Source organism: Paenibacillus sp. DMB5, from assembly GCF_001517085.1.
GTDB lineage: Bacteria > Bacillota > Bacilli > Paenibacillales > Paenibacillaceae > Paenibacillus_AQ.
Genome location: NZ_LRAC01000132.1, coordinates 1 through 14,765, shown reverse-complemented (window position 1 = coordinate 14,765; position 14,765 = coordinate 1). Strand labels below are relative to the sequence as shown.

General features: G+C 50.5%; 14 protein-coding genes and 1 tRNA gene. 13 read left to right on the top strand and 2 right to left on the bottom strand.

The window, feature by feature from the left end; genetic code table 11:
* Window positions 1-96: 96 nt before the first annotated feature.
* From AWJ19_RS19700 to AWJ19_RS36780, 5 genes are all read left to right on the top strand, one after another.
* Entirely contained in the window at window positions 97-366 is a 270-nt protein-coding gene (locus tag AWJ19_RS19700; RefSeq protein WP_019914358.1) for an HPr family phosphocarrier protein, read from the top strand.
* A gap of 162 nt (window positions 367-528) precedes the next feature.
* Window positions 529-1,287, top strand: a complete 759-nt coding sequence (locus AWJ19_RS19695) for an SIMPL domain-containing protein (RefSeq protein ID WP_068721689.1) — start codon at window positions 529-531, stop codon at window positions 1,285-1,287.
* Window positions 1,288-1,565: 278 nt separating this feature from the next.
* Window positions 1,566-2,666: a DUF4163 domain-containing protein gene (locus tag AWJ19_RS19690; protein ID WP_068721691.1), complete on the top strand. Its 1,101-nt coding sequence runs from the start codon at window positions 1,566-1,568 to the stop codon at window positions 2,664-2,666.
* 182 nt (window positions 2,667-2,848) lie between these two features.
* On the top strand, window positions 2,849-3,283 hold the full coding sequence (locus tag AWJ19_RS19685) for a GDSL-type esterase/lipase family protein (RefSeq protein ID WP_241781585.1): 435 nt from the start codon (window positions 2,849-2,851) through the stop codon (window positions 3,281-3,283).
* Window positions 3,259-3,486 (top strand): hypothetical protein, encoded by a 228-nt coding sequence (locus tag AWJ19_RS36780; RefSeq protein WP_241781586.1) that lies wholly within the window; start codon window positions 3,259-3,261, stop codon window positions 3,484-3,486. The genes AWJ19_RS19685 and AWJ19_RS36780 overlap by 25 nt, the downstream gene beginning before the upstream one ends.
* A 94-nt stretch (window positions 3,487-3,580) precedes the next feature.
* Here AWJ19_RS36780 and clpP read toward each other — a convergent pair whose 3' ends face one another.
* Both clpP and AWJ19_RS19675 read right to left on the bottom strand, forming a co-directional pair.
* Window positions 3,581-4,177: an ATP-dependent Clp endopeptidase proteolytic subunit ClpP gene (clpP, locus tag AWJ19_RS19680; protein WP_068721693.1), complete on the bottom strand. Its 597-nt coding sequence runs from the start codon at window positions 4,175-4,177 to the stop codon at window positions 3,581-3,583.
* Between the two features lie 194 nt (window positions 4,178-4,371).
* Window positions 4,372-4,446 (bottom strand) — tRNA-Arg (locus AWJ19_RS19675).
* A gap of 332 nt (window positions 4,447-4,778) precedes the next feature.
* Here AWJ19_RS19675 and AWJ19_RS19670 point away from each other — a divergent pair.
* The 8 genes from AWJ19_RS19670 to rnr form a co-directional block, all read left to right on the top strand.
* On the top strand, window positions 4,779-5,831 hold the full coding sequence (locus AWJ19_RS19670; protein WP_068721696.1) for a sugar-binding domain-containing protein: 1,053 nt from the start codon (window positions 4,779-4,781) through the stop codon (window positions 5,829-5,831).
* Window positions 5,832-5,947: 116 nt separating this feature from the next.
* The gene (gene gap / locus AWJ19_RS19665) at window positions 5,948-6,958 is read left to right on the top strand and encodes a type I glyceraldehyde-3-phosphate dehydrogenase (protein WP_068721698.1); all 1,011 of its coding nucleotides are present in this window, start codon (window positions 5,948-5,950) and stop codon (window positions 6,956-6,958) included.
* A gap of 91 nt (window positions 6,959-7,049) precedes the next feature.
* The gene (locus tag AWJ19_RS19660; RefSeq protein WP_068721700.1) at window positions 7,050-8,231 is read left to right on the top strand and encodes a phosphoglycerate kinase; all 1,182 of its coding nucleotides are present in this window, start codon (window positions 7,050-7,052) and stop codon (window positions 8,229-8,231) included.
* Window positions 8,232-8,259: 28 nt separating this feature from the next.
* Window positions 8,260-9,015: a triose-phosphate isomerase gene (gene tpiA, locus AWJ19_RS19655; RefSeq protein WP_068721702.1), complete on the top strand. Its 756-nt coding sequence runs from the start codon at window positions 8,260-8,262 to the stop codon at window positions 9,013-9,015.
* 2 nt (window positions 9,016-9,017) lie between these two features.
* Complete coding sequence (gpmI, locus tag AWJ19_RS19650; protein WP_068721704.1) at window positions 9,018-10,562, top strand: 2,3-bisphosphoglycerate-independent phosphoglycerate mutase; 1,545 nt, start codon at window positions 9,018-9,020, stop codon at window positions 10,560-10,562.
* Window positions 10,563-10,623: 61 nt separating this feature from the next.
* The gene (gene eno, locus AWJ19_RS19645) at window positions 10,624-11,910 is read left to right on the top strand and encodes a phosphopyruvate hydratase (protein WP_068721706.1); all 1,287 of its coding nucleotides are present in this window, start codon (window positions 10,624-10,626) and stop codon (window positions 11,908-11,910) included.
* Window positions 11,911-12,088: 178 nt separating this feature from the next.
* On the top strand, window positions 12,089-12,322 hold the full coding sequence (secG, locus tag AWJ19_RS19640) for a preprotein translocase subunit SecG (protein ID WP_068721708.1): 234 nt from the start codon (window positions 12,089-12,091) through the stop codon (window positions 12,320-12,322).
* Window positions 12,323-12,566: 244 nt separating this feature from the next.
* Window positions 12,567-14,765 (top strand): ribonuclease R (gene rnr, locus AWJ19_RS19635; RefSeq protein ID WP_068721710.1); only part of this gene is annotated, 2,199 nt, incomplete at its 3' end.

Here is a 14,765-nt window from a genome sequence, read left to right as displayed (position 1 = left end):
TATTTTTTTTCTAGTGTGGATGCGGTTATAATGATATAATATTATAAAATTAATGTGAAATTTTTGGGCAGATCTCAAATAGGGGGTAAGCGTTTCATGACAAAGCACCCGGTAGTTGTACGGTTGAAGACGGGGCTCCACGCTCGGCCGGCAGCATTGTTCGTGCAAGAAGCCAACAAGTTTTCGTCGGAGATTTTCGTGGAAAAAGACGATAAAAAAGTTAACGCCAAAAGCATCATGGGCATTATGAGCCTGGCGATCAGTTCCGGCACGGAGATTTATATCAGCGCGGATGGCGCCGATGCGGATCAGGCTGTAACCGCTTTGACAAGTCTTGTCAGCAAGGAAGAGCTGGAGAACCAATAGGTCTCCGCCTTGCTTACGATGTAGTTACAAAAAGCCCCTAACGGGGCTTTTTTTAATTTAAGAAAAAATGTTTTTGAAATGCGCACCTGAATGCAACTTTTACCAAAGAGGCCCGTCTAGAGGATACCAAACAAATAAAGGATCTGAAAGGGGAAGTTAAGCATGAAGAAATGGGGCAAATCACTCGGAGCGGTACTGCTGGCAGGAAGTTTGATTGTTGGAGGAATGGGGCTGAGCAGTGTGTTCAAAGGACCTGAAAAGGCTTACGCCGCAGAGGAAATTACCCGCAATATTGTCAGCGTAACAGGTAAGGGCGAGTTGTCGATCAAGCCGGATATCGTCTATCTGTCGATTGGAGCGAATTCATCTGCGGCAACGGCGCAGGAAGCGCAGAAAGCCAATGCAGCCAAAATTGCCAAAGTGACTGAACAGCTCAAAACAACCTGGGGAATCGCCGATAAGGACATCCAGAGCACCCAGTTCAGTGTTCAGCCTAATTACACTTACAGCGAAAAGGACGGACAGCAGGTTAAAGGCTACATCGCACAGCACACACTGCAGGTGGCTTACCGTGACCTGGCCAAGGTTGGAGCACTGCTCGATGCTGCTTCGGCTGCAGGCGCGAACAACATCGGTAGCGCGCAGTTTGCAATTGAAGATCCTTCCGCTTTTGAAGCCCAGGTTATCGAAAAGGCTATGGCTAACGCGGATGTAAAAGCAGCAGCTATCGCCAAGGCGGCAAAACGCAGCCTGGGCCAGGTTGTTACCGTAACCCAGAATGATGTAGGCAATAACCCTGTGTACTACATGGAAAATGCGGCAATGAGCAAGGCTGCTGCAGATACTGCCGGAGGCACTTCGGTTGAACCGGGCCAGGTTAAGGTTACTACCCAGCTCAGCGTAGTATATGAATTGAAATAGGATTGAAATTATGGGACCCTGCTTCTGCCGTTAATGGCACAGCGGGGTCTTTTTTCAGCAATCAGATGCTTCGCGGTAGAAATTCTCTCATTTTGTTTAAGGAAAAGTAACAAGACCCTTTAAATATGCTGTAAAAGCTTAAGAAACTGTAAGGGAATTTGTAACAATCATGGCAGCCGTACTCTCTATAATAAGAGAAGTGGACCAGGGGGCCAGGCTTTCCGGGTCTTAGGGGGAACATCAAGTCAATCATCGTACCTGCGGAAGGAGAAATCGGCATGAATATTATACTTAAGGAACAAGCGCGCAAATGGGGAACGGGCATCATGGCGGCAAGCCTGCTGCTTGGAGGTGGAATGCTGTCAGCAGGAGAAGCTCAGGCAGCACCGGCTGCAGTACAGGCTAAGACGGCCCAGTCAACGGTAGTACTGAAATGGAACGGCAGCATTACGCAGCAGACCGGCATTTTCAGCGGGGGCAAGGTCTGGGTACCTGTCAGCTTCCTGCGGGATACACTGGGTATGCCCGTGACCTATGATAAAGCGGATAAGACCTATTCCATCGGCAAAGGAAACACGCTGACCAAGCTGATGGTTTCGGATTACAGTATAGCGATTTCTGTGAACAATTATTTTCTGGGTGACTATGAAGCGAAAAATATAAATAACCGGCTGTATATACCATTTGACCTGATGACGGATTATCTGGGCTTTCAGGGGGACTGGAGTGCAGCTACCGGCCGTCTGAACGTAATGAAGCAGAAGCAAAATGCCATTACAATTACTACCGAGAGCTTCATCAAGGAGTCAGAGAACGCACCGATCAAGCTGGATTACCCGCAGGTGAGCGGGCTGGCTAATGCTGCGGCACAGAAGTCGATCAATGATACGATCAAGAAGCTGGTCCTTAATTATGCGGCAGATGCTGAGAAACAGATCGCTAACAGGTCGGAGGATGACCGGCCTTATGAGTTCCAAGGCGGATATGTGGTTACGTACAATAAGGACGGGGTACTCAGTCTGGTTACAGAACAGTACGGATACACAGGCGGAGCGCACGGAATGACCTACCGCAATGCCTTTACTTTCTCGCTGAAGGACGGTAAACGCCTGCTGATCGGTGATCTGCTGAAGGCCAACCCGAATTATAAAAAAGAGCTCAATACCAAGCTGTCTAAGCGGATTAAGGCTGAGGGCGGCTACCTCGGCGGATTTACCGGACTGAATACAGAGAAATACTTTTATTTAAAAGAAGGCAAGCTTGTCGTGTTCTTCCAGCTGTATGAATACACCGCATACGCTTCAGGATTCCCGCAGTTTGACTTTACCTTCAAGGAATTGCTGCCGGATGGAAGCAGCCCGTTCGCGGCTTTTAAATAAAGGCTTAGTCTGCGCCTCCGTGCATTGTAAAGAGCCCTTCTGCTGCCCCTATAGGGAGCCGGAGGGCTTTTTGCCGCCTGATTCCTCCGCAAGTACATATAAGGATGCCCTGCCGTTACGGGGCGCCTCTCCTGTTCATAAGCTGTAGAAAGTACCGTTTAACAGGAAGGGGGAAGAAAAGGATGAGCTATCAGTACACCGCGATCGGAGATTCCCTGACTACAGGCTTCGGGGCACTGCCCGGGAACGGGTTCGTACCGGTCTACCGGAGAATGGCGGAGGCCCGCCTGAGAACGCCAATCCGGCTGACGAACCTTGGTGTTAACGGACTGACTACGGACGGTCTGGAGCAACGGCTGAAGGGCGATTATAATTTCCGTCTGGCCGTACAGGAGGCTGACCTGATAACAATCTCCATTGGCGGCAATGACCTGATCAAAGCAGCCAAGGCGGCCGGCGGCCGTCCCGGTGATCTGTCACCGCTGCTGCAGAAGGCTCTGCGCGGCTGCAAAAGGAATATCAGTGATATCATGGGTACGCTGTCACAGCTCAAGGCCGGCATGAGTAAGCCATACATCATCCGGATTGTCGATTGTACAATCCCTATCCGCAGATAGATGAAGCTACGGAATGGGTCCGGCAGTTCAACCGGTATACTGCCGGCTACAGCAGCCGGGTCTGCGGATTTGCCTCTATTTACAATGAATTTGCCGGCAATGAGCGCGGCTTATTGTTCCTTGACCATATCCATCCTAACGGCAGGGGCTACCGGGTTATTGCCGGCAAGCTGGACGGTCTGGGGTACGGGCGGCTGGGTTAAGGTGTATAAGGATTCGGAACAGAATATATAAGAATGTAAAAAAGGCTGCCGGGACCCTTGAGGGTCCCGGCAGCCTTCTGTACTGTTATTCAGCTTACACGCCGGCTGGCAGTGTCTTCTCGATAACTTTATCGACGATACCGTACTCGGCTGCATCAGCAGCACTCATGAAGTAATCGCGGTCTGTATCCTTCTCGATGCGTTCCAGCGGCTGGCCGGTACGCTCGGAGAGGATGCGGTTCAGCTTGTCGCGCAGCTTCAGGATGCGGCGGGCGCGGATTTCAATATCCGTTGCCTGGCCCTGAGCCCCGCCCAGCGGCTGGTGAATCATGATTTCACTGTTCGGCAGCGCAAAGCGCTTGCCCTTGGCACCGGCGTTCAGCAGGAATGCTCCCATGGAAGCAGCCATACCCACGCAGATCGTGGATACATCCGGTTTGATGTATTGCATTGTATCAAAGATAGCCATACCGGCTGTGATCGAACCGCCCGGGCTGTTGATATACAGGTGAATGTCCTTATCCGGGTCTTCGGCAGCCAGGAACAGCATTTGTGCGATGATGGAATTGGCTACCACGTCATTAACATCCGTTCCAAGGAAAATAATGCGGTCCTTCAGCAGGCGGGAATAGATGTCATAAGCGCGTTCGCCGCGGTTGCTCTGTTCTACTACCATTGGAATATAACTCACGTGTAAAACCTCCTTGAATGGGTTCTTCGGAATGTGTTCATTTTTTACTGTTACCGTATTAACCACATGATAAACAAAATCAAACAAAAAGTCAAAGAAAGTCAAACTTAGTTTTAAAAAAAAGAGCCATCAATCGGCTCTTTGGTTAATTAACAGTAGGACTACTGCTAAATTATGTACAAATATCAAAATAATGGCGCGCCCGCCAAGAATCGAACTTGGATCTCAGGCTTCGGAGGCCTACGTCATATCCATTGGACCACGGGCGCAACAGAATTTATTATAATACATGAAGTCAGAAATTGCAATAAACATTAAAGGTGACCTTAAAAATAACTTTATATGCTTTTAAAAATCCCCGTTTTCCGCTCGTTCACCAGAGGGAACACAGGTTGTTTCGGCTGTGCTAAGGGGAATTCAATTCTCTTACACCCTGTGACAGATGTATAAGATGAAAAGCGGTTGAGAATTATACTTTCGGATGACTTGCACTCCGCGTAATATTTGGTTAGAATATGTGTGGGACTTAAAAAGTTAACCCGGGACATTTTGAGACCACGAACAAGGGAATAGAGAAAGACGAAGTTGCAGGAGTGAAAGCATGCGCAATTTATTGGAAATCCAAAAGCAGCTTCTGCCGGATCTCATGGAAACCCTTAAGAGACGTTACACGATTCTACATCAGATCATGCTGTCCGATATTATTGGACGCAGAACACTGGCCGCGTCGCTTGATATGACCGAGCGGGTACTGCGCGCCGAGACGGATCTTCTGAAATCGCAAGGGCTCATTGAGATCGAGAGTGTCGGTATGCGCATTAGCGATGCCGGACGCAGAACGCTTGACCTGCTGGAGCCGATCGCCAAGAGCCTGTTCGGCCTGGATGATCTGGAAGAGAAGATCCGCTCAACGTATGATCTTAGCAAAGTTATTATCGTGCCCGGGGATTGTGAATCATCTCCGTTCACCAAGCGTGAGCTGGGACGTGCAGGCGCCAAGGCCTTTCTCGGTGTACTGCGCGGTGACGATACCATTGCCGTGACAGGCGGCTCTACACTGGCTGAGATGGCCGATCAGCTGACCCTGCCATTATCCGCCTCCTATAAGAATGCATGGGTTGTCCCTGCACGCGGAGGGCTTGGAGAGAGCATGGAGATTCAGGCCAATACGATTGCTTCTACCATGGCTAAGCGGATCGGAGCAAATTACCGTCTGCTGCATGTGCCGGATCTGCTCAGCGAGGAAGCTTACCAGTCGCTGGGGCATGACTCGAACATCGGGGAGATTGTACAAATCATCCGCAGATCGCGTATCATTGTTCATGGGATCGGTGATGCCCTGGAAATGACCCGCCGTCGCAGGCTGGATGAGGCTACGGTCTCGGAGATTCAGGCCGAAGGTGCGGTTGCCGAATCGTTCGGCTACTATTTTAATGAAGCCGGCGAGGTTGTCCATACCATGCGTACGATCGGGCTCCGTTTAGAGGATATCCTTCGTACAGAGGTCGTTATCGGTATCGCAGGGGGCAAACGCAAAGCCAAAGCGATCCACGCAATGCTGCGCTTCGGGCAAGAGGATATTCTGGTTATTGATGAGGCGGCTGCTGTCGAAATCGGCAAAGAAATCGACGCACAGTTGCAGCATGTGCTATAGATTCCAGGATATGGGGAGCTTTCGCAGTTATTTTGCATTATACTTAACATTGTTGTCTTGACGAGCTTCACGGCTTGTCTTGAATAAATAAAACGAAATCTAGGAGGAACTATTCAATGAGTGTAAAAGTTGGTATTAACGGTTTTGGACGTATTGGACGCCTTGCATTCCGCCGTATTCAAAATGTAGAAGGTATCGAAGTGGTAGCAATCAACGACTTGACTGACGCTAAGATGCTTGCTCATTTGCTTAAATATGATACAACTCAAGGTAAATTCCAGGGAGACGTTGAAGTTCATGACGGATTCTTCAAAGTAAACGGTAAAGAAGTTAAGGTTCTTGCGAACCGTAACCCAGAAGAACTGCCTTGGGGCGACCTCGGCGTAGACATCGTTCTGGAGTGCACAGGCTTCTTCACAACTAAAGAAGCTGCTGAAAAGCACCTTAAAGGCGGAGCTAAAAAAGTAGTTATCTCTGCTCCAGCTACAGGCGACATGAAAACTGTTGTTTACAACGTTAACCATGACATCCTTGATGGTTCCGAAACAGTTATCTCCGGCGCATCTTGCACAACCAACTGCCTGGCTCCAATGGCAAAAGTCCTGAACGACAAGTTCGGTGTGGTTGAAGGCCTGATGACTACAATCCACGCTTACACTGGCGACCAGAACACTCTTGATGCTCCACACGCTAAAGGTGACTTCAGACGCGCTCGTGCAGCTGCTGAGAACATCATCCCTAACACTACCGGTGCTGCAAAAGCAATCGGTCTGGTAATTCCAGAACTGAAAGGCAAACTTGACGGAGCAGCACAACGCGTGCCTGTTGCTACAGGTTCCCTGACTGAGCTGGTTACTGTTCTTGAGAAGAACGTAACTGTTGAAGAAATCAACGCAGCAATGAAGGAAGCTTCCGATCCGGAAACTTACGGCTACACTGAAGATGAAATCGTATCTTCCGACATCAAGGGCATGACTTTCGGTTCCCTGTACGATGCAACACAAACCAAAGTCCTGACTGTTGGCGACAAACAACTGGTTAAAACTGTTGCTTGGTACGACAACGAAATGTCCTACACTGCACAGCTGGTTCGCACTTTGGAACACTTCGCAAAACTGGCTAAGTAAGACCGGCTTAACATAAGCAGCATCTATAGAGCGGAAACAGAAGTTCCTTGTTTCCGCTCTTTCTAAATTTGGGTGTGGAGGAAGACTAATCATGAACAAAAAAAGCGTCCGTGATGTAGAAGTAGCAGGCAAACGCGTATTCGTGCGCGTCGATTTTAACGTTCCGGTGGAAGACGGCAAGATCACTGATGATACCCGTATCCGCGAAACCCTTCCAACGATTAAGTACCTGATCGAAAACGGTGCTAAGGTCATTCTGGCCAGCCACATGGGCCGTCCTAAGGGCCAATTCGTTGATTCCATGCGTCTTACCGTTGCTGCAGAGCGCCTGTCCGAGCTGCTCGGCAAACCGGTAGCCAAAGCTGATGAAGCTGTCGGCGAGGCTGTTAAAGCGCAAATCGCTGAGCTGAATGACGGCGACGTGCTTGTGCTTGAGAATGTCCGTTTCTATCCGGGCGAAGAAAAGAACGATCCTGAACTGGCTAAGCAGTTCGCTGAACTGGCTGACCTGTTCGTAAATGACGCGTTCGGCGCGGCTCACCGTGCTCATGCTTCTACTGAAGGTATCGCTCACTTCCTGCCGGCTGTATCCGGTCTTCTGATGGAGAAGGAATTGTCCGTACTGGGCAAAGCTCTTTCGAACCCTGAGCGTCCTTTCACTGCCATCATCGGCGGTTCCAAGGTTAAGGACAAAATCGACGTTATCGACAACCTCTTGAACCTGGCTGACAATGTTCTGATCGGCGGCGGCCTTTCTTATACATTCACCAAAGCTCAAGGCTATGAAATCGGCAAATCGCTGGTAGACAACGATAAAATCGACGCTGCGCTGGGATTCATCGAGAAGGCTAAAAAACTGGGCAAAAACTTCGTACTTCCGGTTGACGTTGTTGTCGCTGACAAGTTCGGTGCAGATGCCAACACCAAAATTGTAGATGTTACTGAAATTCCTGCTGACTGGGAAGGTCTGGACATCGGTCCTAAAACCCGTGAAATCTACGCCAATATCATCAAAGATTCCAAGCTGGTTGTTTGGAACGGACCTATGGGCGTATTCGAAATCGATATCTTTGCTGAAGGAACCAAGGCTGTAGCGCAGGCTTGCGCAACAACTGAAGGTTACACTGTCATCGGCGGCGGCGATTCCGCAGCTGCAGCAGAAAAATTCCAGCTGGCTGACCAAATGGATCACATCTCTACTGGCGGCGGCGCATCCCTGGAGTTCATGGAAGGTAAGGCACTTCCTGGCGTAGAAGCACTGAACGACAAGTAAGAGGCAAAGAAGGAGGCAATACAAGATTATGAGCAGAACACCTATTATCGCCGGCAACTGGAAAATGTTCAAAACCGTTCCGGAAGCAGAAGGCTTTATCGCTGAAGTTAAAGGCCAGGCAGAAGTAGAAGGCGTGGAAACTGTAATTTGCGCTCCTTTCACCAACCTGCCTGCACTGGTAGCAGCGGTTAAAGGTACATCCATCAAAATCGGTGCACAGAACCTGCACTTCGAAGACAACGGTGCTTACACAGGTGAAATCAGCGGCGTTATGCTGAAAGATCTGGGTGTAGACTACGTTATCATCGGCCACTCCGAGCGCCGCGCTTATTTCGGCGAAACGGATGAAATTGTAAACAAAAAAATGCACGCGGCATTCCGTCACGGCATTACTCCAATCGTATGTGTCGGCGAAAAGCTTGAAGAGCGCGAAGCTGACCAGACCAAGGAAGTTTGCAAGGTTCAAACTGAAGGTGCTTTTGCCGGTCTGAGCGCTGAACAGGCAGCTCAGGTTGTTATCGCTTATGAGCCAATCTGGGCGATCGGTACTGGTAAATCCTCCACTTCCCAAGACGCTAACGAAGTTATTGCTTACATCCGTACTCTTGTAAAAGACCTGTACGATGAAGCAACAGCTGAAGCTGTCCGTATCCAATACGGCGGCAGCGTGAAGCCTGAGAATGTAACGGAGTATATGAGTCAAAGCGACATCGACGGCGCTCTCGTCGGCGGTGCCAGCCTGCAGCCTGCTTCCTTCGTTTCACTCGTTGAGGGGGCGAAGTAAGGATGTCAGCTCCAAGACCTGTAGCATTAATCATCATGGACGGATTCGGATTGCGGAATACGGATGAAGGCAACGCGGTTGCCCAAGCCAATAAACCCAATTATGACCGTTACCTGAAGCAATATCCGAACACTACGCTTACCGCCTGCGGCGAAGCTGTAGGTCTGCCTGAAGGACAAATGGGCAACTCGGAAGTAGGACACCTTAACATCGGCGCAGGCCGGATCGTATACCAGGATCTGACCCGTATTGACAAGTCGATCCGTGACGGTGAGTTCTTTGAGAACGAAACGCTGGTTGCAGCTGTAAGAAGCGCCAAGTCCACCGGCAAAAAGCTTCACCTGTATGCGCTCGTATCCGACGGCGGCGTGCACAGTCACATCAATCATCTGTTCGCCATGCTCGATCTGGCCAAGAAGGAAGATATGCACGAAGTGTATATCCATGCTTTCATGGACGGACGCGACGTTGCGCCTGACAGCGGACAAAAGTTCGTTCAGGATCTGATCGCGAAGATCGAAGAAGTTGGTGTAGGTACAATTGCTACGGTATCCGGACGTTACTACGCGATGGACCGTGACAAGCGCTGGGAGCGTGTAGAGAAGGCTTACCGGGCAATGGTATATGGCGAAGGCCCTAAATATACCGATGCGCTGCAGGCCATCACTGCATCCTACCAGAATTCCGTGTATGATGAATTCGTAGAGCCTAGCGTAATCGTTGACAGCAACGACCAGCCGGTAGGAGTAGTGGAAAGCGGCGATTCCGTCGTATTCCTGAACTTCCGTCCTGACCGTGCGATTCAGCTGTCGCAGGTATTCACGAACTCCGATTTCCGCGGGTTCGACCGTGGTCCTTTGTTCCCGCAGGATCTGCACTTCGTGTGCCTGACTACGTTCAGTGAAACGGTACAGGGCTATGTAGCCTACTCGCCGAAGAACCTGGACAATACCCTGGGTGAAGTGCTTGTACAGAACAACAAGAAGCAGCTGCGTATTGCGGAAACTGAAAAGTACCCGCACGTAACCTTCTTCTTCAGCGGCGGACGCGACGAAGAGCTTCCAGGCGAAACCCGCATCCTGATTAACTCGCCAAAAGTGGCAACCTATGATCTGAAGCCTGAGATGAGCGCATACGAAGTGGCGGCGGCCTGCGTAGCGGAAATCGAAGCGGACAGACAGGATGCCATTATCCTGAACTTTGCGAACCCTGATATGGTAGGACACTCCGGCATGCTGGAGCCTACGATCAAGGCGGTTGAAGTAACGGATGAATGTGTGGGTAAAGTCGTAGATGCAGTTGTTGCCAAGGGCGGCGTTGCGATCATCATTGCCGACCACGGTAATGCCGATATGGTATTTGACGAGCAGGGACGTCCGTTCACCGCTCACACCACCAATCCGGTTCCGTTCATTGTAACCACTGAGAATGTTGTTCTGCGCGAATCCGGTATCCTTGCCGATGTAGCACCGACAATTCTGGATCTGATGGGACTTCCGCAGCCTGCGGAAATGACCGGACAATCCATGATTGCCAGCCGCAAATAAGCAGGAGCCCAACGAATGCTTTGCAATAACCAAAACCATAGTTAAAAGGAGATTAACTTACATGACTATTATTTCTGATGTATATGCACGCGAAGTCCTTGACTCCCGCGGTAACCCTACTGTAGAGGTTGACGTTTACCTGGAATCCGGCGCTAAAGGCCGCGCTATCGTTCCTTCCGGCGCTTCCACTGGCGCTCATGAAGCTGTAGAGCTTCGTGACGGCGACAAATCCCGTTACATGGGCAAAGGCGTTCTGAAGGCTGTTGAGAACGTAAACGAAATCATCGCTCCAGAAGTAATCGGTATGGACGCTCTTGACCAAGTGGGCATCGACAAGCTGATGATCACTCTGGACGGAACTCCTAACAAAGGTAAGCTGGGCGCTAACGCAATCCTGGCTGTATCCATGGCAGTAGCCCGCGCAGCTGCAGCAGCTCTGGATATTCCTTTGTACGTATACCTGGGCGGATTCAACGCTAAAGCACTGCCAGTACCAATGATGAATATCATCAACGGTGGTGAGCATGCTGACAACAACATCGACGTTCAAGAGTTCATGGTTCTGCCAGTAGGCGCTCCTAGCTTCAAAGAAGCTCTGCGTACAGGTGCTGAAATCTTCCACAACCTGAAATCCGTACTGCAGTCCAAAGGCCTGAACACAGCTGTAGGTGACGAAGGCGGCTTCGCTCCTAACCTTGGTTCCAACGAAGAAGCAATCACTACAATCATCGAAGCAATCGAAAAAGCCGGTTACAAACCAGGTGTTGACGTATTCCTGGGTATGGACGTTGCTTCCACTGAGTTCTACAAAGATGGCAAGTACACACTTGCTGGCGAAGGCAAATCCTACACTTCCGCTGAGTATGTTGACCTGCTGGCTTCCTGGGTTGAGAAGTACCCAATCATCACAATCGAAGACGGTATGTCCGAAGACGACTGGGAAGGCTGGAAATTGCTCACTGAAAAATTGGGCGACAAAGTTCAATTGGTTGGTGACGACCTGTTCGTTACTAACACTGAGCGTCTTGCTACAGGTATCGAAAAAGGTATCGGTAACTCCATCCTGGTTAAGGTTAACCAGATTGGTACACTGACTGAAACTTTCGATGCTATCGAAATGGCTAAACGCGCTGGTTACACTGCTGTTATCTCCCACCGTTCCGGTGAGTCCGAAGACAGCACAATCGCTGACATCGCTGTTGCTACCAATGCTGGCCAGATCAAAACAGGTGCTCCTTCCCGTACTGACCGCGTTGCCAAGTACAACCAATTGCTTCGCATCGAAGACGAACTGGGTGAATTGGCTCAATACAACGGCCTCAAATCCTTCTACAACCTCAAAAGATAATTTCTTTTGATATAGCTTTACAGGGCCTGCCGGTTTCCGGCAGGCTTTTTTATGAGTTGTTGGCTGGTTGAAGGTTGTATTCGCTTTAACGCTATGATAAAATAAAAATGCTGTTTATGAATTCGTGAAATCTAAATTACCATAGATAGTGATGCTTGGACGTAGGAGGTGGAAGTGAATGGATATCTTTTTGAAAATTGTGCTCCTGATTTTTTCCGTCGGTCTGATTGCGGTCGTTCTTCTGCAAAAAGGGAAAAGCGCAGGTCTTTCCGGTGCCATCTCCGGCGGTGCTGAGCATCTCTTCGGTAAAACCAAAGCCCGCGGTATGGAACTCGTACTGCAGCGTGTAACAGTTGCATTGGCAGCCGGATTCTTTATCATGTCAATCGTTGTTGCCATTTTTGTTGACTAAACTGCATACACTAAGCCTTCGCTCTGTTCTGAATGGAATGGGGCGGGGGCTTTTTATTTTTGGATTTTTGAGCCTGCGTTAACCTTGGGATAATCATAACAGGGATGGGCGGGATTGATTTCGTGTATACTAGGGTATGAAGTATATAGAGGTAAAATTTACTTGAAGCGCGAAAAACCAAAGAGGACAAGACGTACATATTTGCCGCAGCATACGATGCTGCGAAAGGGCCGAGGTGACTTATTTGATAACACAGGAAATATTACTTGATTTTATGCGGGAAACCGCTTATAAGCCGCTGACATACGATGAGCTGGTCAGCCATTTTGCAATAGAGGACAGCGCTGCGTTCAAGGCGTTTGAGGATTTGCTCTCAGAGCTGGAGCAGGACGGCCGGATCGTACTGACCCGGAATAACCGTTATGGTGTGCCGGAACGGATGGATCTTTTGCGCGGGCGGCTGCAGGCGCATGCTAAAGGCTTCGCTTTCCTGATTCCTGATGACCGCGACCATCCTGATGTCTACATTCATGCCAATGATCTCAAAGGTGCAATGAACGGCGATATTGTGCTGATCCGGATTACCTCCAAAAGCCCGTCCGGCGGGCGGATGGAAGGTGAAGTGGTGCGGATCGTCAAGCGCGGCGTATTGCAGACTGTAGGAGTGTTTCAGAGCCTGGAGACTTACGGATTTGTGCTGCCGGATGATAAGCGGATCAACCGGGACATTTTTATTCCGAAGCAGTCGTTTGGCGGTGCGGTTGACGGCGAAAAGGTTGTCGTGCGCATCGTTAATTATCCGGAGGGCCGGGCAGCGGCAGAGGGCGAAATCATCGAGATTCTCGGGCATAAGGATGACCCGGGTGTTGATATTCTGTCCGTTATCCGCAAGCATCAGCTGCCGGAGGCTTTTCCTGCTGAGGTAATGCGGGAGGCGGAGCAGGCTCCGGATTCCATTACGGAAGAGGAGATTGTACAGCAGGGCCGGCGCGATCTGCGCGGACTGAACATTGTTACCATCGACGGCGCTGATGCCAAGGATCTTGATGATGCGGTTAACGTGCAGCGCCTGGAGAATGGAAACTACAAGCTGGGCGTTCATATTGCTGACGTCGGTTATTACGTGCGTGAAGGCTCGGAGCTGGATAAGGAAGCTTATGACCGGGGATGCAGCGTCTACCTGGTAGACCGGGTTATTCCGATGCTGCCGCACCGGCTCTCGAACGGGATCTGCAGTCTTAACCCCAAGGTGGACCGGCTCACCATGTCCTGTGAGATGGAATTCAACGAGCATATGAAGGTCGTGAAGCATGATGTCTTTACGAGCGTTATCCGGACCAAAGAAAGAATGACCTATTCCGACGTCCGCAAAATTGTGGAGGATGAAGATCCGGAGCTGCTGGAGCGCTACAGCCCGCTGATTGAGGATTTCCGTCTGATGAAAGAGCTGGCGATGAAGCTGCGGGCGGCCCGGATGCGGCGCGGGGCGGTTGATTTTGACTTTGAAGAAAGCAAGATCATCGTCGATGAGACCGGCAAGGCAATTGATATCGTAAAACGTGAGCGTTCCGTGGCTGAGCAGATTATTGAGGAGTTTATGCTGGCGGCTAACGAGACAGTGGCCGAGCATTTCCATTGGCTGAAAGTGCCGTTCCTGTACCGGATTCATGAGGACCCGGACCAGGAGAAGCTGCAGAACTTTATGGCTTTTGCCGCTAACTTCGGTTACCATGTCAAAGGCCGGGGGAATTCCATTCACCCGCGTGCCCTGCAGGATCTGCTGGAGCAGATCGAAGGGACGAAGGAGCAGACGGTGATCAGCACGATGATGCTGCGCTCGATGAAACAGGCGAAATATGATGCCGAAAGCACAGGCCACTTTGGACTGGCTGCCGAATACTATTCCCATTTCACTTCACCAATCCGCCGTTATCCTGACCTGGTCATTCACCGCGTGATGCGTGAGGTGCTTGAAAACGGCGGGGCGCTGACCGAGAAACGGCATGAGTATCTGGCCAGCAGGATGCCGGATATTGCCCAGCAGTCCTCCGAGCGTGAGCGCGTGGCCGTTGAAGCTGAACGTGATACCGAACAGCTGAAGAAGGCTGAGTATATGCAGGATAAGGTCGGTGAGGAGTTCGAGGCGATGGTCAGCAGTGTGACCAGCTTCGGGATGTTCATCGAGCTTGAAAATACAGTCGAAGGCCTGATCCGTCTCAGCGCCCTGACGGATGATTACTACCACTTCGACGAAGCCCATATGGCGCTGATCGGCGAGCGCACCTCCAAGGTGTTCCGCATCGGCGACGAGGTGAAGATCCGAGTCGCCAAGGTGAATATGGACGACCATACGATCGACTTCGAGCTGGTCGACATGAAGCCGCGTGCGGCGGGCGAGCACCGCAGCTACGGCGGCCGGCCGGGCAAGGGCGGCGGCTTCGCC

Bases quoted from the DNA above. Each gene is read 5' to 3' on its own strand.
- AWJ19_RS19700 (WP_019914358.1), top strand. From the start codon at position 97: ATGACAAAGCACCCGGTAGTTGTACGGTTGAAGACGGGGCTCCACGCT.
- AWJ19_RS19695 (WP_068721689.1), top strand. From the start codon at position 529: ATGAAGAAATGGGGCAAATCACTCGGAGCGGTACTGCTGGCAGGAAGT.
- AWJ19_RS19690 (WP_068721691.1), top strand. From the start codon at position 1,566: ATGAATATTATACTTAAGGAACAAGCGCGCAAATGGGGAACGGGCATC.
- AWJ19_RS19685 (WP_241781585.1), top strand. From the start codon at position 2,849: ATGAGCTATCAGTACACCGCGATCGGAGATTCCCTGACTACAGGCTTC.
- AWJ19_RS19670 (WP_068721696.1), top strand. From the start codon at position 4,779: ATGCGCAATTTATTGGAAATCCAAAAGCAGCTTCTGCCGGATCTCATG.
- gap (WP_068721698.1), top strand. From the start codon at position 5,948: ATGAGTGTAAAAGTTGGTATTAACGGTTTTGGACGTATTGGACGCCTT.
- AWJ19_RS19660 (WP_068721700.1), top strand. From the start codon at position 7,050: ATGAACAAAAAAAGCGTCCGTGATGTAGAAGTAGCAGGCAAACGCGTA.
- tpiA (WP_068721702.1), top strand. From the start codon at position 8,260: ATGAGCAGAACACCTATTATCGCCGGCAACTGGAAAATGTTCAAAACC.
- gpmI (WP_068721704.1), top strand. From the start codon at position 9,018: ATGTCAGCTCCAAGACCTGTAGCATTAATCATCATGGACGGATTCGGA.
- eno (WP_068721706.1), top strand. From the start codon at position 10,624: ATGACTATTATTTCTGATGTATATGCACGCGAAGTCCTTGACTCCCGC.
- secG (WP_068721708.1), top strand. From the start codon at position 12,089: ATGGATATCTTTTTGAAAATTGTGCTCCTGATTTTTTCCGTCGGTCTG.